16 protein-coding genes, 1 tRNA gene and 1 pseudogene are annotated in these 18,632 nt (G+C 39.8%); 5 read left to right on the forward strand and 13 right to left on the reverse strand.

Annotation, left to right across the window (positions count from 1 at the left end):
* Complete coding sequence (locus HMPREF1019_RS03655) at positions 1-1,332, reverse strand: sodium-dependent transporter (RefSeq protein WP_009294314.1); 1,332 nt, start codon at positions 1,330-1,332, stop codon at positions 1-3.
* A complete protein-coding gene (locus HMPREF1019_RS03660; RefSeq protein ID WP_009294315.1) occupies positions 1,332-2,678 on the reverse strand; it encodes a sodium-dependent transporter in 1,347 nt (448 codons plus the stop codon). Before HMPREF1019_RS03660 ends, HMPREF1019_RS03655 begins: the two co-directional genes overlap by 1 nt.
* Positions 2,679-2,884: 206 nt before the next feature.
* Here HMPREF1019_RS03660 and HMPREF1019_RS03665 point away from each other — a divergent pair, with 206 nt between their 5' ends.
* The 3 genes from HMPREF1019_RS03665 to HMPREF1019_RS03675 all read left to right on the forward strand — a co-directional run bounded on the left by HMPREF1019_RS03665 (position 2,885) and on the right by HMPREF1019_RS03675 (position 4,244).
* Positions 2,885-3,187: a F0F1 ATP synthase subunit C gene (locus HMPREF1019_RS03665; RefSeq protein ID WP_004317263.1), complete on the forward strand. Its 303-nt coding sequence runs from the start codon at positions 2,885-2,887 to the stop codon at positions 3,185-3,187.
* Between the two features lie 48 nt (positions 3,188-3,235).
* Positions 3,236-3,320: transfer RNA gene (locus HMPREF1019_RS03670), tRNA-Leu, on the forward strand.
* Positions 3,321-3,380: 60 nt separating this feature from the next.
* Positions 3,381-4,244, forward strand: coding sequence for a VIT1/CCC1 transporter family protein (locus HMPREF1019_RS03675; protein ID WP_009294316.1), 864 nt, complete (start codon positions 3,381-3,383; stop codon positions 4,242-4,244).
* Here the strand turns inward: HMPREF1019_RS03675 and ribD are convergent.
* The 11 genes from ribD to HMPREF1019_RS03730 all read right to left on the reverse strand — a co-directional run bounded on the left by ribD (position 4,241) and on the right by HMPREF1019_RS03730 (position 15,240).
* Complete coding sequence (gene ribD / locus HMPREF1019_RS03680; protein WP_009294317.1) at positions 4,241-5,302, reverse strand: bifunctional diaminohydroxyphosphoribosylaminopyrimidine deaminase/5-amino-6-(5-phosphoribosylamino)uracil reductase RibD; 1,062 nt, start codon at positions 5,300-5,302, stop codon at positions 4,241-4,243. The genes HMPREF1019_RS03675 and ribD overlap by 4 nt on opposite strands.
* 52 nt (positions 5,303-5,354) lie before the next feature.
* Positions 5,355-7,004: a formate--tetrahydrofolate ligase gene (locus HMPREF1019_RS03685; RefSeq protein ID WP_009294318.1), complete on the reverse strand. Its 1,650-nt coding sequence runs from the start codon at positions 7,002-7,004 to the stop codon at positions 5,355-5,357.
* 1 nt (position 7,005) lies between these two features.
* The gene (rimP, locus tag HMPREF1019_RS03690; protein ID WP_009294319.1) at positions 7,006-7,422 is read right to left on the reverse strand and encodes a ribosome maturation factor RimP; all 417 of its coding nucleotides are present in this window, start codon (positions 7,420-7,422) and stop codon (positions 7,006-7,008) included.
* Positions 7,415-7,780, reverse strand: a complete 366-nt coding sequence (rbfA, locus tag HMPREF1019_RS03695) for a 30S ribosome-binding factor RbfA (protein WP_004317240.1) — start codon at positions 7,778-7,780, stop codon at positions 7,415-7,417. The genes rimP and rbfA overlap by 8 nt, the downstream gene beginning before the upstream one ends.
* Complete coding sequence (gene infB, locus HMPREF1019_RS03700) at positions 7,777-10,434, reverse strand: translation initiation factor IF-2 (protein ID WP_009294320.1); 2,658 nt, start codon at positions 10,432-10,434, stop codon at positions 7,777-7,779. Before infB ends, rbfA begins: the two co-directional genes overlap by 4 nt.
* Positions 10,421-10,675 (reverse strand): hypothetical protein, encoded by a 255-nt coding sequence (locus tag HMPREF1019_RS03705; RefSeq protein WP_009294321.1) that lies wholly within the window; start codon positions 10,673-10,675, stop codon positions 10,421-10,423. Before HMPREF1019_RS03705 ends, infB begins: the two co-directional genes overlap by 14 nt.
* A 21-nt stretch (positions 10,676-10,696) precedes the next feature.
* Positions 10,697-11,581: a homoserine kinase gene (thrB, locus tag HMPREF1019_RS03710; RefSeq protein ID WP_009294322.1), complete on the reverse strand. Its 885-nt coding sequence runs from the start codon at positions 11,579-11,581 to the stop codon at positions 10,697-10,699.
* A gap of 8 nt (positions 11,582-11,589) precedes the next feature.
* Entirely contained in the window at positions 11,590-11,952 is a 363-nt protein-coding gene (locus HMPREF1019_RS03715) for a glycoprotease (protein WP_034901128.1), read from the reverse strand.
* 80 nt (positions 11,953-12,032) lie between these two features.
* Positions 12,033-12,917, reverse strand: a complete 885-nt coding sequence (lpxC, locus tag HMPREF1019_RS03720; RefSeq protein WP_004317248.1) for a UDP-3-O-acyl-N-acetylglucosamine deacetylase — start codon at positions 12,915-12,917, stop codon at positions 12,033-12,035.
* Between the two features lie 60 nt (positions 12,918-12,977).
* Positions 12,978-14,348, reverse strand: a complete 1,371-nt coding sequence (locus tag HMPREF1019_RS03725; RefSeq protein WP_004317224.1) for a M23 family metallopeptidase — start codon at positions 14,346-14,348, stop codon at positions 12,978-12,980.
* A 61-nt stretch (positions 14,349-14,409) separates the two neighbouring features.
* Entirely contained in the window at positions 14,410-15,240 is an 831-nt protein-coding gene (locus tag HMPREF1019_RS03730; protein WP_009294324.1) for a prephenate dehydrogenase, read from the reverse strand.
* An 86-nt stretch (positions 15,241-15,326) separates the two neighbouring features.
* Here HMPREF1019_RS03730 and bamA point away from each other — a divergent pair, with 86 nt between their 5' ends.
* Both bamA and accD read left to right on the forward strand, forming a co-directional pair.
* Entirely contained in the window at positions 15,327-17,582 is a 2,256-nt protein-coding gene (gene bamA, locus HMPREF1019_RS03735) for an outer membrane protein assembly factor BamA (protein ID WP_009294325.1), read from the forward strand.
* 129 nt (positions 17,583-17,711) lie between these two features.
* Positions 17,712-18,630: pseudogene (accD, locus tag HMPREF1019_RS03740) on the forward strand (acetyl-CoA carboxylase, carboxyltransferase subunit beta).
* Positions 18,631-18,632: the final 2 nt, after the last annotated feature.

The following is an 18,632-nucleotide window of genomic DNA, read 5'->3' on the forward strand; positions in this document are numbered from 1 at the left end:
TTATGAGATCTCCCTTATTAACACCACCAGAACTAAAAGTGGAGCCACAAATCTAATTAAAAAATACCAAATTTTAAATACAACCTTGCCCATATAAGGCACAAATAGCTCTTTTAAAAGCTCAAATTTCATAAAGTAGCCAACAAAGATAGCAAACAAGATGCCACCAAGTGGAAGCATGATGTTTGAGCTAAGATAATCAAGCAGGTCAAAAAAGCTCTTACCAAAAAATGTAAGTGCATCTTTAAATTCGCTTGTGCCACTTAATGCACATAAAATTCCTAAGATATAAACCACGCAAGCAACGATTAGAATTGATTTGTTTCTACTAAATTTTAGGCTTTTGCTTAAGAAAAATATAAATGGCTCAACCATCGAGATAACCGAGGTGATGCCAGCAAAAAATAGTGATATAAAAAATGTAAATGCCAAGAAATTTCCAAGCAAACCAAGCTTTGCAAATAGCGTTGGTAGCGAGATGAAAGCAAGCCCTGCGCCTTTTGATGGCTCTGAGCCAAACTCAAATGTAAATGTAAAGACGATAAGGCCGATGATGACGCTTATGATGATGTTCGCAAAGACGACATATAGCGATGAGGTAAATAAATTTGTATCATCACTTAGACTTGATGAGTAGGTAAGGATGCAGCCGATACCAACGCACATCGTAAAAAAAGCAAGTCCAAGAGCATTTAAAACAGCTGCTTGATCTATCTTTGAAAAGTCAGGCACTAGTAGAAATTTAGCCGCTTTATCAAAACCCTCCATGCCAAAAGAGTAGCCAAGCATAAGCAAAAGCAAGATAAAAAGCGCTGGTATAAGATAGACATTTATGCGCTCGATGCCGCTCTTTACGCCTTTTGTAAGGATGAAAAAGTAGGCAAAAAACGCGATACTAAAGTATAAAATTTGTTCATTTATGCCATTTGAAGTGAAATTTACAAAAAGCGTCTCTGAGCTTGCCATATCTTTAGGCAGCTCGCCAAAGCTTAAAATGACGTATTTTAAAACCCAGCCAATGATGAGCGTGTAAAACGAAGCGATAAATAGCCCAGTCACCATGATAACGCCAGCAAATTTCCAAGAATTTGCCCCTTTTGTGGCTAGACTTTTAAACGCTCCAACCGTATCAAGACGTGAAATTTTACCCATCGCCATCTCAGCAAAAAATATGCTAAGACCAACAGCAAAGGCAAAAAATAGATATATAAGGATAAATGCTGAACCGCCGTTACTGCCGACCATATATGGAAATTTCCAAGCATTACCAAGACCGATAGCCGCTCCAATTATCGATAAGACAAAGCCAATTTTACTAAATCTCTCTGCCATTATTTACCTGCCATCTGGTAGATCATTATCGCGCAAATGGCAACTGGCACGACATATCTTAAGAAAAAGTACCAAATTTCAAAAAATGCTCTTCCCATAAAATCGCCAAATAGTAGATATAAACTCTCTTTTTTAAGTTTATAGCCAACAAAAAAGCTAAATACGATAGCGCCTATTGGCATCATGATATTTGATGTGAGAAAGTCAAGTGCGTCAAAAAATGGCTTGCCACAAACGCTAAAAGCACTTGATGTGTCTGAATAATATGAAAGTATGCAAAAGATACCCAAGATATAGACAAAGGCACCTATATAAAGAAGCGCCATCTTTCTTGAAATTTCAAATTTTCTAACCAAATAATAAGCAAAAGGCTCGATCATCGAAACCGCGCTCGTAATGCCAGCAAACAATAGCGATATGAAAAATGCAACCGCCATGACATTGCCAACGACGCCAAGCTTTGCAAAAAGCGTGACAAGCGAGATAAAGATAAGGCCCGGACCACTTGCCGTGCTATCAGCCCCATAAGCAAATATAAAGGTAAAAACAACAAGCCCCATCATAATGCCTATTAAGATGTTTATAAAGATGATAGAAAGCGTTGATTTTATTAAATTTGTGCGCTCTGGTAAATTTGCAGCATATGTTGGTATGACGCCAACGCCCATAGATAGCGAGAAAAACGCAAGGCCGAGAGCCTGCAAGATAACATCTGGCGTGATCGCACTAAAATTTGGTACAAATAAAAATTTAGCCGCCTTCACAAAGCCATCACCCATGCTAAGCGCGTAAAAAAGCATGCAAACTAGCAAGACAAAAAGGCTTGGCATCATCCATATATTTAGCTTTTCGATGCCACTTTTTACGCCTTTTGAAACGGCAAAAAAGACCATCAAAAAGACCAAGCTAAAGCAAAGCACGGCACTGCTTAGATCATTTGATAAAAGCGTGTTAAACTGCTCGCCTGCCGCTTTTGTGTCAGATAAAAGTGGCGAAAAACTAAGATAGATATACTTTAAAATCCAGCCAATAACAACCATATAAAATGAAGCTATAAGTATCGCTCCGATCATGAAAAAGCCAGAGAGCGACCAGGCTTTTTTATTTTTTGGAGCAAGCTTGTAAAGTGAGCTTACGATGTCGCTTTCGCCAAGTTTGCCGATGCTAAGCTCCGCTAAAAACGCTACAAACGCGATAGCAAATGTAAGAAGCAAATATAAAATTATAAATGCCGAACCGCCGTTATTTCCCACCATCGTAGGAAATTTCCAAGCATTGCCAAGACCCACAGCAGAACCAGCCATAGCAAGGACAAAGCCTATCTTTGAAAATTTCTCGTTTATCATTGAAAACCTAATATTAAGAATAAATTAAATTCTTTCAAAGATAGCATAAAAAAACTTTCATTTTTCTAAGCCAAGAATTTTTTATAGGCAATTTAAATTTTTAGTGTTTTTATTTGAAACAAAGTTTTGTTTTTGTAATATTACGGCTCATAAAGTTTAAGTAGGGGACAGATCCGAAAGAGCTTTAAAATTTTAAAGGAGCAACGATGAAAAAGATCGTGTTTTTAATTCTTGGTCTTGCTGCATTCGCGTTTGGCGCTGACGGCGAGATGATCAGATCATATTCAGTTATAGCTGGCGGTATCGGCCTTGGCCTTGCAGCTCTTGGCGGTGCTATAGGTATGGGTAACACAGCTGCTGCAACTATCAGCGGAACAGCTAGAAACCCAGGTGTAGGCAGCAAACTTATGACTACAATGTTTATCGCTCTTGCGATGATCGAAGCACAAGTTATCTACGCACTTGTTATTACACTTATCGTTCTTTACGCAAACCCAATGCTTGGCTAAGCGTAAAGCTTAAATTTAGCCCCTCTTTTGGGGCTTTTGTTCTTTTTTGCGATCATGGTGGAATTGGTAGACACGCTATCTTGAGGGGGTAGTGCCGCTAGGTGTGCGAGTTCGAGTCTCGCTGATCGCACCATCTTATCTCTCTTTCTAAATCAAAATCTTAAATTTCTAAGCTATAAAAAAGGAAAATTTTATGTTAGACAAAAAACGTGCTTTAAAGCAATTACAAAACGAAGCAGACGATGCTGCTATATACTCACTTCTTGAAGCTAGCGAAAAAGACGAAGAGAACAAAAAAATACTTCGCAAATTAATCACCGAAGAGAGACGCCACTATGCTTTTTGTCAAAAGATAACTGGCGAAAGCAGAAGTGCAAATTTATTCAAAGTCATCTTCTACACGATACTTGTTAAAATTTTTGGTACCTCTTTTACTCTGAAATTTATGGAGTCACGCGAAGAAGACGCTGAGAAATTTTATCTTGACATCGTAGATGAATATCCTGAGGCTAAAGACATCTATGATGAAGAGGTTAATCACGAAAATAGCCTAATCTCCATGCTAAAAGACACAAAACTCGTAAATGCTGGTGGTATCGTACTTGGCATGAATGATGCGTTAGTAGAGCTAACAGGCACACTTAGTGGCATCGCGCTTGCCTTTTCAAATACAAAATCAGTTGGCGCAACAGGCCTTATCATGGGCGTGGCAGCTGCACTCTCTATGGCTGGCTCAGCATATCTCGAGTCAAAAGAAAATCCAAGCGACGAGATCAAACCACTTACCTACTCGCTCTACACAGGCGGTTCGTACATCATAACAACGGCATTTTTGATACTTCCATTTTTCATCTTTACAAGCGGTCTTTACGCCGTCCTATCGATGTTTTTCTTTGCACTGGTTGCCATCATCACTTACAACTTTTATATAAGCGTGGCAAAGGAGCTTAAATTTTTACCAAGAGTGATTGAGATGTGCGTGATAACTTTTGGTGTCGCGATAATATCTTTTGGCATCGGCTTTTTAGTCAAACACTATTTTGGACTAGATGTTTAATCCAAAATTTCATACCAAGTGTAACTATCGTCCCCAAAATTCCCACTAAAAAGTGGTTTTAAATTTAGATCAAGACTCAAATTTTCACCAATTTTGAAATTTGAGCTTTGATAGATAAGTAGCCATTTTACATTTGCTAGCTTGCCCTCTTTTGCAAGTTTTAAAAACTCGTCAGCTCCTTCAAACATGCAAAGTCCTTTTAGATTTAGCTCTTTTTGAATGCAAACTTTGCGATCTGGCACGCTAAAGAGTGGCAATGTTTCATCAAATTTATCGCTTCTCGAATAGATTATGACGTCTGGGTTTTTGCCATTTTTTATAAGTCTGGTATCGAGCCTTGGTCGGTCTATTCGCACTGTGTTACCACCGATCACCAATGTATCTATGACGCTTCTTAGTTTATGCACATGCGTGCGGCTAAGCTCATTTGTGATGATGCCACCACTTGCCACGCCGTTTTTACTAAGAGCTATTTTTAAAAAGCTAAATCCACCATTTTGATATGCCAAAAATGGCTCAAGCAGCTTATCACAGCGCTCTTTTAAAACGCCAAATTTGACATTCACTCCAGCACTCTGAAGTAAATTCCCGCCGCCACTTGCTATTTTATTTTCATCATGGCTACCAATTATCACCTCGCTAAAGCCAAGCTCTTTTAGCAAATTTGCGCAAGGTGGCGTTTTGCCGTGATGCGAGCAAGGCTCAAGAGTGACATAGGCTTTTGCATTTTTTAGTAAATTTGAGTGGTTGTTTAGTATAAATTCGTAGGTAAATTTTGGCTCTAAAAGGCCAAAATCATCATCTTTTATATTAGAGCTAAATTTAGCGTTATATGCTTTTATAAAATCATCTTTAAATTTTTCACTTTTTTTGCAAAGCGCAAAGAGTATCGCTGTCGGTTCAGCGTGTAAATATCCAGCCTTTTCATGAGCCTTGCAAGATAAAATTTCTCCATTTTCATCAAGGATAAGGCATCCAACGGCTGGATTCGGATAGGTCAGGATCTGAAATTTCCAACCCTCGCTTAAAGCAAGATCCATGTAAAATTCGTCGTTCATCCATGCCTCTTAGCAAAACACACCAGCCTTTGGCCAGTGTGTTTTCATAAATTTACGACAAGCCGTCGATCTTGCCCTCTGCGTCTATCTTCATATTGACCGCAGCTGGCACTTTTGGAAGTCCTGGCATCAGCATGATCTTACCGCAAACCGCGACGATAAAGCCAGCTCCTGTTCTAATGTCAAGGTCTTTTACGCTAAATGTAAAGCCCTTTGCCCTGCCCAAAAGCTTCGCATCGTCACTAAATGAGTACTGAGTTTTTGCGATACAAACTGGCAAATGGCTCAAATTTAGCTCTTTTATCATCTCAAGCTTTTTAAGAGCGGCCTCTTCAAAGACCACCTCGCCAGCTCCATAAATTTCCTTAGCGACCTTTTCTATTTTAGTTTTTGTATCGTCACTCATCTCGTATGTGAAATTTATCTTGCTTGGTTTCTCGCACGCTTTTAAAACTAGCTCAGCTAGCTCAAGCGCACCTTTGCCACCTTTTAAGAAATTCTCGCAAACTGCCACTTCTACACCAAGCTTTTGGCAGTACTCTTTTACGAAATTTATCTCTTCATCGGTGTCAAAGCCAAATTTATTAAGCGCCACAACCACGTTTTGACCAAATTTACCTTTTAAATTCTCGATGTGGCCACCAAGGTTTTCTATGCCTTTTTTAAGGGCGTTCATATCTGGTTTTGTGATCTCGTCTTTATTTGCTTCGCCGTTATATTTTAGCGATCTGATCGTGCTTACAAGCACCACAGCGCTTGGTTTGATATCAGCAACCCTGCATTTTATATCTAAAAATTTCTCCGCGCCAAGCTCTGAGCCAAAGCCAGCTTCTGTTATGACGTAGTCGGCTAAATTTAGAGCTGTTTTTGTTGCGATGACTGAGTTGCAGCCGTGTGCGATGTTTGCAAATGGACCGCCATGCACGAGCGTAGGTGTGTGCTCTAGTGTTTGAAATAAATTTGGTTTGATCGCATCTTTTAAAAGTATGCAAACAGCGTCTTCGCAGCCTAGATCACGCACGTAGATAGGCTTTTTATCGCTATCGTAAGCGACCATGATGTTTGCCACGCGCTCTTTTAGATCTGATAAGCTTGTTGCTAGACAAAGTACAGCCATGATCTCGCTTGCGGCGGTTATATTAAAGCCATCTTCTCTTGGCACGCCGTCCGTTCTGCCACCCTGACCCACAGTGATAAATCTAAGCGCGCGGTCGTTCATATCCATACAGCGCTTCCATAAAATTTTCTCTATTTTTAGTGGGTTTTCTTGATAGAGGCTGTTATCTATCATGGCAGAAATTAGGTTATTTGCCGATGTTATCGCGTGAAAATCGCCAGTGAAGTGTAAATTTAGATCCTCCATCGGCGCAAGCTGCGAGTAGCCACCACCTGCTGCTCCACCTTTTATGCCAAAAACTGGTCCCAAAGATGGCTCGCGAAGTGCTAGGCAAACCTTTTTATTAAGCGAATTTAATGCGTCAGCTAGACCGATCGACATAGTCGTTTTGCCCTCGCCATACGGGGTTGGATTAGTCGCTGTGACTAAGATGAGCTTTGAGTTTGATGGCTCAAGTCTAGGGGAAATTTTAGCCTTAAATTTGCCGTAAAGCTCAAGCTCGTCTTCGTTTAAGCCTAGTCTTGCGGCAACTTTACTGATGTGTTCAAGTTTTGTTTGGTGAGTTATCTCGATATCGCTTAGCATTTTACCACTCCAAATATGTTTTTGCTTTTTTTATCTCACTGATGTTGATCTCAAAAATTCCCTCTTCGTTTTCTACTGCGATGCTCTCTTCGTTCGCTTTTACGAGCCTTCCTGCAAATTTCTCAGCCTCGGTTTGAACTTTTACAAGCTCGCCAACGCTCGCTTTAAAGTGTGAAGGCTTGCTAAGCTTTCTCTCAAGGCCAGGCGAGCTAACCTCAAGGTTGTAATCCCCGCTAACTGGCGGAGTCACGTCAAAGATAGGCGAGAGCAGACGGCTCACTTTTTCGCAGTCATCAAGGCTCACTCCGCCATTTTTTGTGATATAAACTCTAAAAATAGCCCTGCCATTTTCATTTGCGATCTCGCTGTCGTAAAGCTCAACGCCGCATTCGCGTACTAGTTTGTCTAAATTATCCATTTTTGTTTAAATCCTTTGAAATTTTATCAAACAACTTATCCATATGGTTTTGATACTCTAATCTATCGTCAAATTTAAAGTGAAAATTTGGACATCTATACCAACCCTCAGCCGCCATGCAGTGGTTTTGCAAGTGCCTGCAAACGCGCTTTAGATGCCCCAAAATATACTCTTGCTCGCGCTCGTCAAACATCATCTTGTCAAGATAGACAAAGGCGTCGTATCTGCCTTTTTTGCACTCGACATCAGTGACGCAAAGTCCCTTTAAAATGCTATCTTCAAGAGTAGCTAGAGCCTCTGGTATGAGCTCTTTTAGCACACTCTCTGTTCTCATACGCTTTATTTCGTTAGCGTTCATAGAGTAGCTTTCTCCTTGACTTCTTTGAAACTTTCGATGTAGTCATTTTCTCTGATGTCGTTGAAATTTTCGATGCCAACGCCACACTCGTAGCCTTTAGCAACCTCTTTTACGTCATCTTTGAAGCGTTTTAGTGAGCTAACTAAGCCCTCGTAAACGACCACACCTTCTCTAATAAGGCGAATTTTTGCCCCTCTGTTTATCGTACCCTCAGTGACGATACATCCAGCGATAGTGCCAACTTTTGGCACGTGGATCACTTGACGAACCTGTGCTTGGCCAAGCTGCTCTTCTCTAATGATAGGTGACATTAGTCCGCCTAAAATCGCCTTCACGTCGTCGATTAGATTATAAATAACATTGTAAGTTTTTATCTCGACGCCGCTCTCTTTTGCCTTCTCTTTTATCTCGCCAGTTGGCCTTATGTTAAAGCCAAGGATGATACAGTCGTTGCTTGCGCTTGCAAGTGCAACGTCGCTTTGCGTGATGCCGCCAACACCTGAGTGGATCACATTTACTCTGATCTCATCATTTGCTAGTTTTTCTAGGCTTGCTTTTAACGCTTCAAGCGAGCCACCAACGTCAGCTTTGATGATAACCGGAAGTGTCTTTAGCTCGCCCTCAGCGATTTTAGCGCTAAGCTCATCGATACTAACCTTTGTGCTCTTGCTAAGCTCTTTTTGACGGATATATTCGGCCTTTTTCTGTGCGTATTCACGAGCTTCTTTATCGGTTTTTACGCCTATTAGCGTCTCGCCAGCCTCTGCTATCTCGCTAAGACCCACTATCACGCCACATTCGCCTGGTTTTATCTCTTTTAATGGCCTGCCCTGATCATCAAGCAAGCTTCTTATCTTACCGTATGCAACGCCAGCTACGACTGTGTCTCCGACATGAAGTGTGCCGTTTTCAACGATGATGGTAGCTACTGGACCACGGCCTTTTTGAAGTGAGCTCTCGATGACAGTAGCTTTTGCGTTTGCCTTTGGATTTGCCTTTAGCTCCAAAAGATCAGCTTGTAAAAGCACGATCTCAAGTAGATCATCTATGCCCATGCCTGTTTTTGCAGAGATCGGCACAAATTCATACTTGCCACCCCACTCTGTTGGCATGATGTCAAGCTCAGCAAGACCAGTTTTTACTAGATCAGGATTTGCTGACTCTTTATCCATTTTGTTTATCGCAATGATTATTGGCACACCAGCGGCTTTTGCGTGGCTAACTGCCTCTTTTGTCTGTGGTTTTACGCCGTCATCTGCCGCAACAACGATGATAACTATATCAGTTACACCAGCTCCCCTTGCACGCATAGCTGTAAATGCCTCGTGGCCTGGAGTGTCGATAAATGTGATGTTTCTGCCATTTTTATTTACCATATAGGCACCCACGTGCTGCGTGATACCGCCGGCCTCGCCTGCTGCTACGCGAGACTTTCTTATGTAGTCAAGTAGCGAGGTTTTGCCGTGGTCGACGTGACCCATGATGGTTATGACTGGTGCTCTTGACTGGAGATTTTCATCATCTTTTATCTCCTCTTCATAGGCTGCTACATAGTCAAATTCTTTTTGATCATCGATGATATTTACCTCGACGTTAAACTCATCAGCCAAAATTTCTATCGCATCTTCATCCAAAAAGTCGTTTTTAGTTGTCATCATGCCAAGCATAAATAGCTTACCTATGACCTCGCTTGGCTGCTTATTTAGTTTCTCAGCAAATTCATAAACGCGAATTTCTTTTGGGATATTTATCGAAGTTACAGCTTCGCTATTTTGTTTATTTTCAGGCTTTTTGTGTTTTTTTCTAGCTCTTCTTTGTATGCCACCCTCGCCAAACGAATTTATCGTGTTATTGACGGTTGTCTTCATCGCACTTGGCTGTTTTGTCCTTTGCATCGGAGCTGGAGCTGGGGTTTTAAAGCTAAAATCAGGTAGCACCACCACATCTTCATCTTCAAGCACGATGTCACCAAAGTCGCTTCCGCCAAGCAAGTCCATCTTCTCAGCGCTATCTTTTTTGCTTACAACTGTTACTTTTTTCTCTTTTTTCTTTTTTCTAGCCAAATTTTCATCACTAGCAGAGAACATACTCTTAAAATCACTAATGTTAGTAACAGCCACCTCAGCCTTTTTCTCCTCTTTTACAGGAGCTGGCGCCTCGTAATCTTTTTTCTTTTTAACTATCACAAGGCCGCGTCTTTTTTGAGTCACGTCAGCCAAGCTCTCTTTTGGCTTTGGTGCTTCAGCTGGCTTTTGCTCGACCTTTACGGGCTCTTCTTTTTTAGGCTCAGCTTTAGGTTTTTCTTCTGAAATTTGCACCTCTTTTTTAGGCTCTACTTTTGCCTTTTCAGGCTTTGGCTCAGCCTTAGTAGCTGCCTTTTTAGGCTCAGTTTTAGGTTTTTCTTCTTTTTTTGCTGGCTCTTTTTCTGCCTCTTTTTTAGGCTCTTTTTTTGCCTTTGGCTCGCTCTTTTTCTTTTTAAATTTATCTGGTATTACGCCAGTTTGAACGTATTCATATATTGCTTCAGCCTCTTCAAGGCTCACAGCATTTGAGTGAGTTTTGACCTTTAGGCCTAGTTCTTGAGCTTTTTCTACTATCTCTTTACTTGGGTAGCCAAGCTCATTTGCGATCTCTGAAATCCTAACATTGCTCATTTAAGAGTATCTCCTTTAACTTCGGTGCGTCAAGTCCAAGGGCACCTTTAGTTTGTTTATCAATTATTTTTTTTAAAATTTTGTCGTCTTTTTGCAAACAGCCATCACATAGATAGAAACTGCGGCCATCTCCTTTGCCGCACTCCAAATTCTTGCCTATCAAGCGGTATCTTTTTAGCAAGTTTTGAGAAAATTTAACTTTGCAAGCGACGCATGTCCTTACTGGATTATTTTTATTCATTATACCTTTTTAAACTTGTTTTTAGCTTTGCGTAATTTCGTATCCATCGTTATCAAATGAAAAAATCTCAACTCTAAAATCACAAAATTTGCTCTTTAAAACATCTTGTAAATTTTTAGCATCATCTTTATAGGCGATGTTTAAAAAGCTTGAGCCTGAGCCTGAAAGTGTGCTCATTAGCGCTCCATTTTCATAAGCTACCTTTCGCAACTCAAAAAGCTCTTTTAAAGCGCTCATTCTACGCTCTTCATGCATCATATCTTCGCTTGCTACCCTTAAAAGATCATATCTTTTTTCATAAAAACAAGATGTCAAAAATGCAGCGTGAGAGAGGTTATTTACGCACTCTTTCATAGTGTAGTTTTTTGGCAAAATTTGCCTTGATGATGCAGTGCTCATCGGCTTATTTGGGATAACGACGACCGCTTTTATATCATCACTTAAATTTATTTTATTCGCATAAACATTGCCGTTTTTTACAACCGCGCTAATAAATCCGCCATGAACTGCTGGCGAGATATTATCTGGATGGGTTTCATAGATGATCGCTTTATTTAAAACGACGCTTTTGCTGGCCTTAAACCCAGCCATCTCGTAAGCTGAAGCTATGGCTCCGACGATCACTGCAGAGCTGCTACCAAGCCCTCTTGAAAACGGGATATTGTTTTCAAAAACTATTCTAAAGTTTTCATTTTTGCCGGTTAGCTCTAAAAAAATTTCATTAAAAATGCTTAGAAAAATGTTGTTTCTTTTTAAATTTGTGCTATCACTCCCCTCGCCATTTATAGAGACTGAGCTAAATTTAGATGGTTCGATCTTTACGCTATTAAAAAGCTTTAAACTAAGTCCTAAAGCGTCAAAACCAGGTCCTAAATTTGCACTTGTGGCAGGGATTAAGATATTCAAATTTTCTCCTAAACAGCTTGAATGATATAATTTGGAAGTGTATCTGAATTTAGTTTTAATTCATCTAAATTTAAAGGCAACACAAATCTCACAGGCTCAACTTTTTCAAGCGAAATTTCGCCATTTTTTAAGACAAAACTTAAATTTTTATTTGCTCTGATCGCTTGGCCGCCATTTAGATTAAAGCCACTTACTGCGTAAAACTCGCAGCCCTTCGCCAAAGAAAAAGTCTTTAAGATGACGTAGGCCACCTTTAGCCCCATAAAACTGCCTGGCGTGTTTGCGTAGATGATCTTTGTGATGTTAAATTTAGAGGATAAATTTTCTAGGATTTTTATCAAGGCTTCGCTGACATGCTCGTCAGTTGTGATCTCATCAAATTTTACGCCATCTTTATAGACTCCAACTAAAAGTGGAGTCGATAAAGAGACTACTAAAATTTCAATATTTTTTATGCAAATACCTTTTGATACTCTTTTAAAAGCTCGCCACTAAGCGTTGCGATCTCATAATTTTTCTCATCTGCCATTAAAGCAAGTGTTAGCTTGTGGTTTAGATCGTGGCTGCCCGCAAATGCTGTGTAGTCCCCTAATAAAGGTGCTCCAAGCAAGCTTAAATCGCCAACCGCGTCTAAAATTTTATGTCTTACAAACTCATTTTCAAATCTCAAACCCTCTGGGTTTAAAATATGCGTATCATCGATGGCCACGGCGTTATCAAGCGATGCACCAAGGGCTAAATTTTGAGCTTGTAGGCGTTGCAAATCTTTTAAAAAGCCAAAAGTTCTAGCGCGAGCGATATTTTTTACAAATGAGCTCTTGCTAAATTCAAAAACATATCTTTGCTCGCCGATAACTGGGTGGTCAAATTTGATCGTATAGTCAAATTTTGGATTTCTTGAAGGCGAAGTTCGCACAAATTTTGACCCCTCAACCACCTCGACCTCGCGGCGGACAAGGATGACTTTTTTACCAGCGTCAAGATGTCTTATACCAGCTTCATCAAGCAACATACAAAAGCTTATTGCACTGCCGTCCATGACAGGAATTTCATTTGCATCAACTGAAATTCTAATATTATCAATGCCGTATCCATTTACAGCTGCCATTAGGTGCTCTATCGTGCTGATAAAGCCCTTTTCGTTGCCAACGACGGTTGCCATTTGCGTATTTATAACGTTTTTAGGCTCAGCTTTAAAACTAATACCAAGATCTTCGCGGTGCAAAATAATACCTGAATTTGCATCAAGAGGTTCTAGTATAAGTCTTATCGGCTCACCCTTATGAAGCCCTATACCAACGGTCTCAACGCGTCTTGCGATAGTAGTTTGTTTCAAAAATTTTCCTTATATTTTTTTGTACGCTTATAATAGCACTAAAAAATCAAATTTGCAAATTTAATTCTTATCTATCATCGCCTTTGCGGCATCTAAGACACTTGTCACATTGTCTTTTATCCACTTTTTATCCATCCATTGCTGAGGCCTTACCTCTTCGCCTTGGACCAAAATTCCAAAGTGAAGGTGATCTCCAAGCGCAAGACCGCTCGTTCCAGTTGTGCCTATTTGATCGCCAGCAGCAACCATGTCGCCCTCTTTTACCTTTGCACTTGAGCAGTGACCATAGAGCGAATAAAGTCCAAACCCATGATCGATCACAATGTTTAAACCATAAATTCCATTCTCAGATGCTAGCACAACGCGACCTGCATTGCTAGCTATTATCGGAGCTGATGCCACGCTTGCAAAGTCAATACCCATGTGCCATGACTCACTTACTTGCTCATTATTATATGTATAGAAACGGTGGTCGGCAAAATCAGCTACTTTCTTGCCATTTCTAAGCGGATAAAATGGGATGATATTAAAGCCATTCGTGATGTCAGTATCTACGTTTGAAGTAAGTGCTGTTATCTTCTCTTCGTTTGAATTTCTTAGTGTTTCATTAACAAATTTCATCTTCTCAAGCCTTGAAAGAGCGTTTGGATCTTTGGCGTATTGATCTGTTAGATCAACGATCTTTCCGTCTAAAAATCTATCATTTAAAGCAATAGTTGAAGTTTTGTATTTTACATTTTCATAAAAATATCTCACATGAGATTTGCTCTCATTGCCTGCAAAGTCTCTTGCGATGACCTCAGCACTAAAGTTTTCAACCTGCACTGGCCAAGCAACAAGTGCTGCATAAAAGCCCTCTTTGTAAAATGGCACGGCCTTAAATTTCTTACCAAAATTTGTCTGGACATAGACCTCTTTTAGCTGATTATCAGTCGCTCTAAAGACAACAACTGCGCTACCGCCTTTTGAGATAGAATAAGACTGAGAAAGCACGTAAAGATCAGGCTTAGAGGTATCAAGCACGACTTCAACTTTTTTGCTTGCTTTATTGCCTGTAAAAAAGCCCCATTTGCTAGTATCGACCGCTTCTATGCTCATCTCATAAGTATCTTTTTGAGCAAAAAAGCCAGTTTTTGGGAAGGTTAAATTTACATCAAGCTCAGTGCTTGGATTTTGTATGATTTGATTTAGTAAATTTAGGTCATTTTTGCCGTCATTTATGCTGATGCGCACAAATTTTATACCGCTGTCATCTTTAAATTTGATATTCATAGGCGAGCGAAGGTTCCAATAAACCTTATCAGCAACGCCGATAATTGGCTCGTTTCGCTCAAAGTCTTTCGACATCAAAGCATAACCAAAGCCACCAGCTAATATCAAAACAAGTAAAACTACAACAATACCAAAACCGCCTATTCCACGTCTATACATATATTATTACCTTAAATTTTATTTGCGAAATTTTACATTTAATCAATAAATTTTTAGTTAATTACAAAATTTCTCTTACAGCTCTAGCTTCGCTCATCCAGTCAAAAAGCTCATCCCAGCGCTCATCTTTTATGAGATCTTTGCATAAATTTAGCTCTTTTTCAAACATATTTATCGCGGCAACAACGTTGTTTTTATTTTGCTTAAAGATATCGCTCCACATAAATGGCGAACTCTTTGCGACACGTATCATGCCCTTAAATGTCGGCCCTCCAAGTGCAACGATATGCCTTTTATCCTCTTCTTTTAATATCCCGCTAGCAAGCGAAAAGGCGATGGCGTGAGGCAAATGCGAGATGAGACCCACGTGATGATCATGCTCTTTTGCGCTCATGAAAATGATCTTCATGCCAAGGCAAGAAAATAGCTCAACGCTTCTTTTCACATGCTTTTCTGCGCTCTCAGCAAAGTCGCAAACTATGACAGTAGCCCCTGTGTAAAGTGACTTAAATGCAGCTTCTGGACCAGAGTACTCGGTACCTGCCATCGGGTGAGCTGGGATGAAATTTTTACGAATTTTTTCTGGCACGGCTTCTATTATCTTTTGCTTTGTCGAGCCAAAATCAATGATCGTCGTATCTTCGCTAATGTCAGTTAAATTTTGCACGATGCTCACGATAGCTTCGACTGGCACGGCCAAAAAGATGATGTCACACTTCTTTTTCATCTCATCAATGCTTAAAATTTCATGTACCAAGCCAAGTTCGAGCGCTTTTTTGCTGTGATTTTCATCTTTATCATATCCGCTGACACATGAGATCAATTTTTCATCTTTTAACGCAAGACCAAGCGAGCCGCCCATAAGACCAAGTCCGATGATACCTATTTTCATAAAAACCTTTAAAATTATAAAATTTAAATTTTTAAAATAAAATATGATATTATACGCACTTATACTAAAACTCTAGGTTAAATTTAATGAAAAAGAAATTATTTTTACTAGCATTAGCTTTAAGCGGTCTAAATGCACAAACAATTCAGTCAATAAATTTCAAAGGTCTAATCCACCTTTCACCTGATGTAGCCACGCAGATAATGGGGCTAAAAGTCGGTCAAGAGCTAACGCCAAAGCTTAGCGACAAGGCTATCACAAATTTATACAAGCAAAATTATTTTGATGATATCTACATAGAAGATACAGGTAATGGCAATCTTTTAGTAAAAGTAAAAGAGAAGCCAAGCGTGGCTAGAGTCGATCTAAAGGGCGTTGTGACAAACGACAAAACTGCGATCGAGTCGCTAATCAACATCAAACCTGGCAATATGTATGATGAGCTAACTATCGAAAAAACAAAAGAGAGAATTCGCCAGTACTACGAGTCAAAGGGTTACTTTGACACAGTTGTAGATGTAGAAAAACAGCCAGTTGCAGACAACGACAGCTCACTTTTCATCACTCTAAATATAAACCGCGGCGAAAATATGATAATCAAAAAGGTAAATTTAGTCGGCGCAAAAGAGTTTGACTATGATGATATCGAGCCAGTAGTTGCAAACAAAAGTAGGGAATTTATGGGTTGGCTTTGGGGCAGAAACGACGGAAAAGTTAAACTTTTCGAGCTTGAAAACGACCCAGCAAGGATTCAAGATAAATATTTTCAAAAAGGTTATCTAGACGCGACTGTTTCGTCACCTTATCTAAATGCGTCATTTGATAACTATACAGCTGATCTTACATACTACATCCACGAGGGCGAGCCTTATAAGGTTTCAAACGTAAGCATCACAGCACCTGAAGAGCTAGGACTTGATACTAAAAAGATCATAGATGACTTTAGACTTGAAGCTGGCGATACGATGAACTCAGCAAGACTTCGCCAAGATATGAAAAAGCTTGACGATATGGTCGCTGACAAGGGTTATGCATTTGTCAAAGTCTATCCAAAGACTGATAAATTTGATGAAAATAAAACAGTTGATATCGACTACGAAGTTGATCCTGGCGAAAAAGTATATATAAGAAACGTTCAAATTTCAGGAAACGATAGAACAGTTGATCGTGTCGTAAGACGTGAGCTATATCTAACTGAGGGAAATTTATATAGTAGAACCGACCTTCAAGACTCAAAAGACGCACTAAAAAGAACAAGCTACTTTGACGATGTCGAGATAGAAGAGGACCCAGTTGATAAAAATACAGTCGATCTAAAAGTAAAGGTAAAAGAGGCCTCAACTGGCTCTATAAGTGGCGGTATCGGATACGGAAGTAGCGACGGCTTGCTACTAAACGCTGCACTTTCTGACACAAACATCTTTGGCTCTGGTCTTCAAGGACAAGTAAGCGTTGATAAGAGCGATAGAGAGCTTTCAGGTCAAATAAGTCTTACAAATCCAAGAATTTTTGACTCAGAGTATAGCCTTGGCGGAACACTCTATGCAAACGACTATGACTGGAGAACATATAAAGAGAGAAGCTATGGCTTTAGCACAACGCTTGGTAGAAAATTAACCAGAAATTTAAGCGCATCACTTACTTATAATATCGAGCAAAGTAAAGTTACTCTAAAAGATAATGAACTAAGAAATATAAATAAAGACACAGGAAAAGAAATTTATAGAGAAGGCAAGGCTATAAAAAGCGCTATAACTCCAGCTTTGACATATAACAGCACTGATGATTATTACTTACCAAGACGCGGCATCATAGCTAGCACATCATTTGAGATAGCAGGACTTGGCGGTGATATGGACTTTGTTAAAAACCGCACAAATTTCAACTACTATCTAGGTCTTAGAGAGTACATCGACTACGATCTTATCTTAAGATATAAAGCAAGCTTTGGCAAAATTTGGGAGAGAGGCTATACTCCGATCAACGAAAGACTTTACCTTGGTGGTATAAGAAGCTTACGTGGCTACGAGAGCAGAACCGTATCTCCAAAAGTAAAATATAATGGCGATTACTATGAATACGGCGGCGAAACATCATTTAACAACTCAGTTGAGATGAGCTTCCCTATAATAGAGCGTGTCAAAATGCGTGGCGTTGTATTTTACGACTATGGTATGATCGGCGAAAATAGCCTAAATGAAATAAAAAGATCATCAGTTGGTACAGGTATCGAGTGGATAACTCCAATCGGACCACTTCAACTAATATTTGCAAAAGCTCTTAAACCTAAAGAGGGCGATGATACAAATACATTTGAATTTACTATCGGAAGACGCTTCTAACAAGATACTTTTAAGGGGCTAGTTTGCCCCTTAAATCCCCCGCAAACAAACAAACTTTAAATCATATAAGAAAAAGCAAGGCTAACATTAGATATAATCCCACAATTTTTAATATAAGTGGGTAAAAAGATGAATTTCTCAGACATTTTTTCAAAGATAAGAAAAGCTCAACCTCGTCCAGAAGAAGCACCTACACACTGGGTAAAATGCGACAACTGCCACTCACTGATGTATTACAAAGAAGTTGAAGCTTGTTTTAATGTATGCCCAAAATGCGGCTACCACATGAGATTAAAAGCTGATGATCGCATAAATTTGATCTGCGATGAAGGTAGCTTTGTAGAATTTGACGCAAATTTAAAACCAGTAGATCCTTTAAATTTTGTCGATAAAAAATCATATAAAAAAAGAATCACAGAAAATAAAGAAAAAACAAGGGCGCACAAGCTCAGTGATATGCGGCGAAGGCAAATGCAATGGACAAGAGATCCAGCTAGTTGTTTTTGACTTTGGCTTCATGGGCGGCTCACTAGCTTCAGTCGAGGGCGAAAAGATCGTAAGAGCGATAAAACGCGCGATCGAAAAACGCCAAGCTTTGATCATCGTAAGTGCATCTGGCGGCGCTAGAATGCAAGAGAGCACATTTTCTTTGATGCAGATGTCAAAGACTTCAGCAGCCCTAAAACTTCTTGACGAAGCCAAACTCCCATACATATCAGTGCTTACCGACCCTACAATGGGTGGTGTTAGTGCATCATTTGCATGGCTTGGAGATCTAATAATCGCTGAACCTGGCGCGCTAATAGGTTTTGCAGGACAAAGAGTCATCAAACAAACCATAGGCGCTGATCTTCCAGAGGGCTTTCAAAGGGCTGAATTTTTGCTTGAGCATGGTCTTATAGATGACATCGTGCCAAGAAGCGAGCACAAAAAATATATAAGCGATATGGTCAAATTTCTTACAAACAACAAAGCTATGATCTCTAAAAGCGAAGTGACTACTCCGAGCGAAACTAGCTTTGAACTAAAGCTAAAAACCAAAGGGTAAGT

It is taken from the genome of Campylobacter sp. 10_1_50 (assembly GCF_000238755.1).
Lineage (GTDB): Bacteria > Campylobacterota > Campylobacteria > Campylobacterales > Campylobacteraceae > Campylobacter_A > Campylobacter_A concisus_R.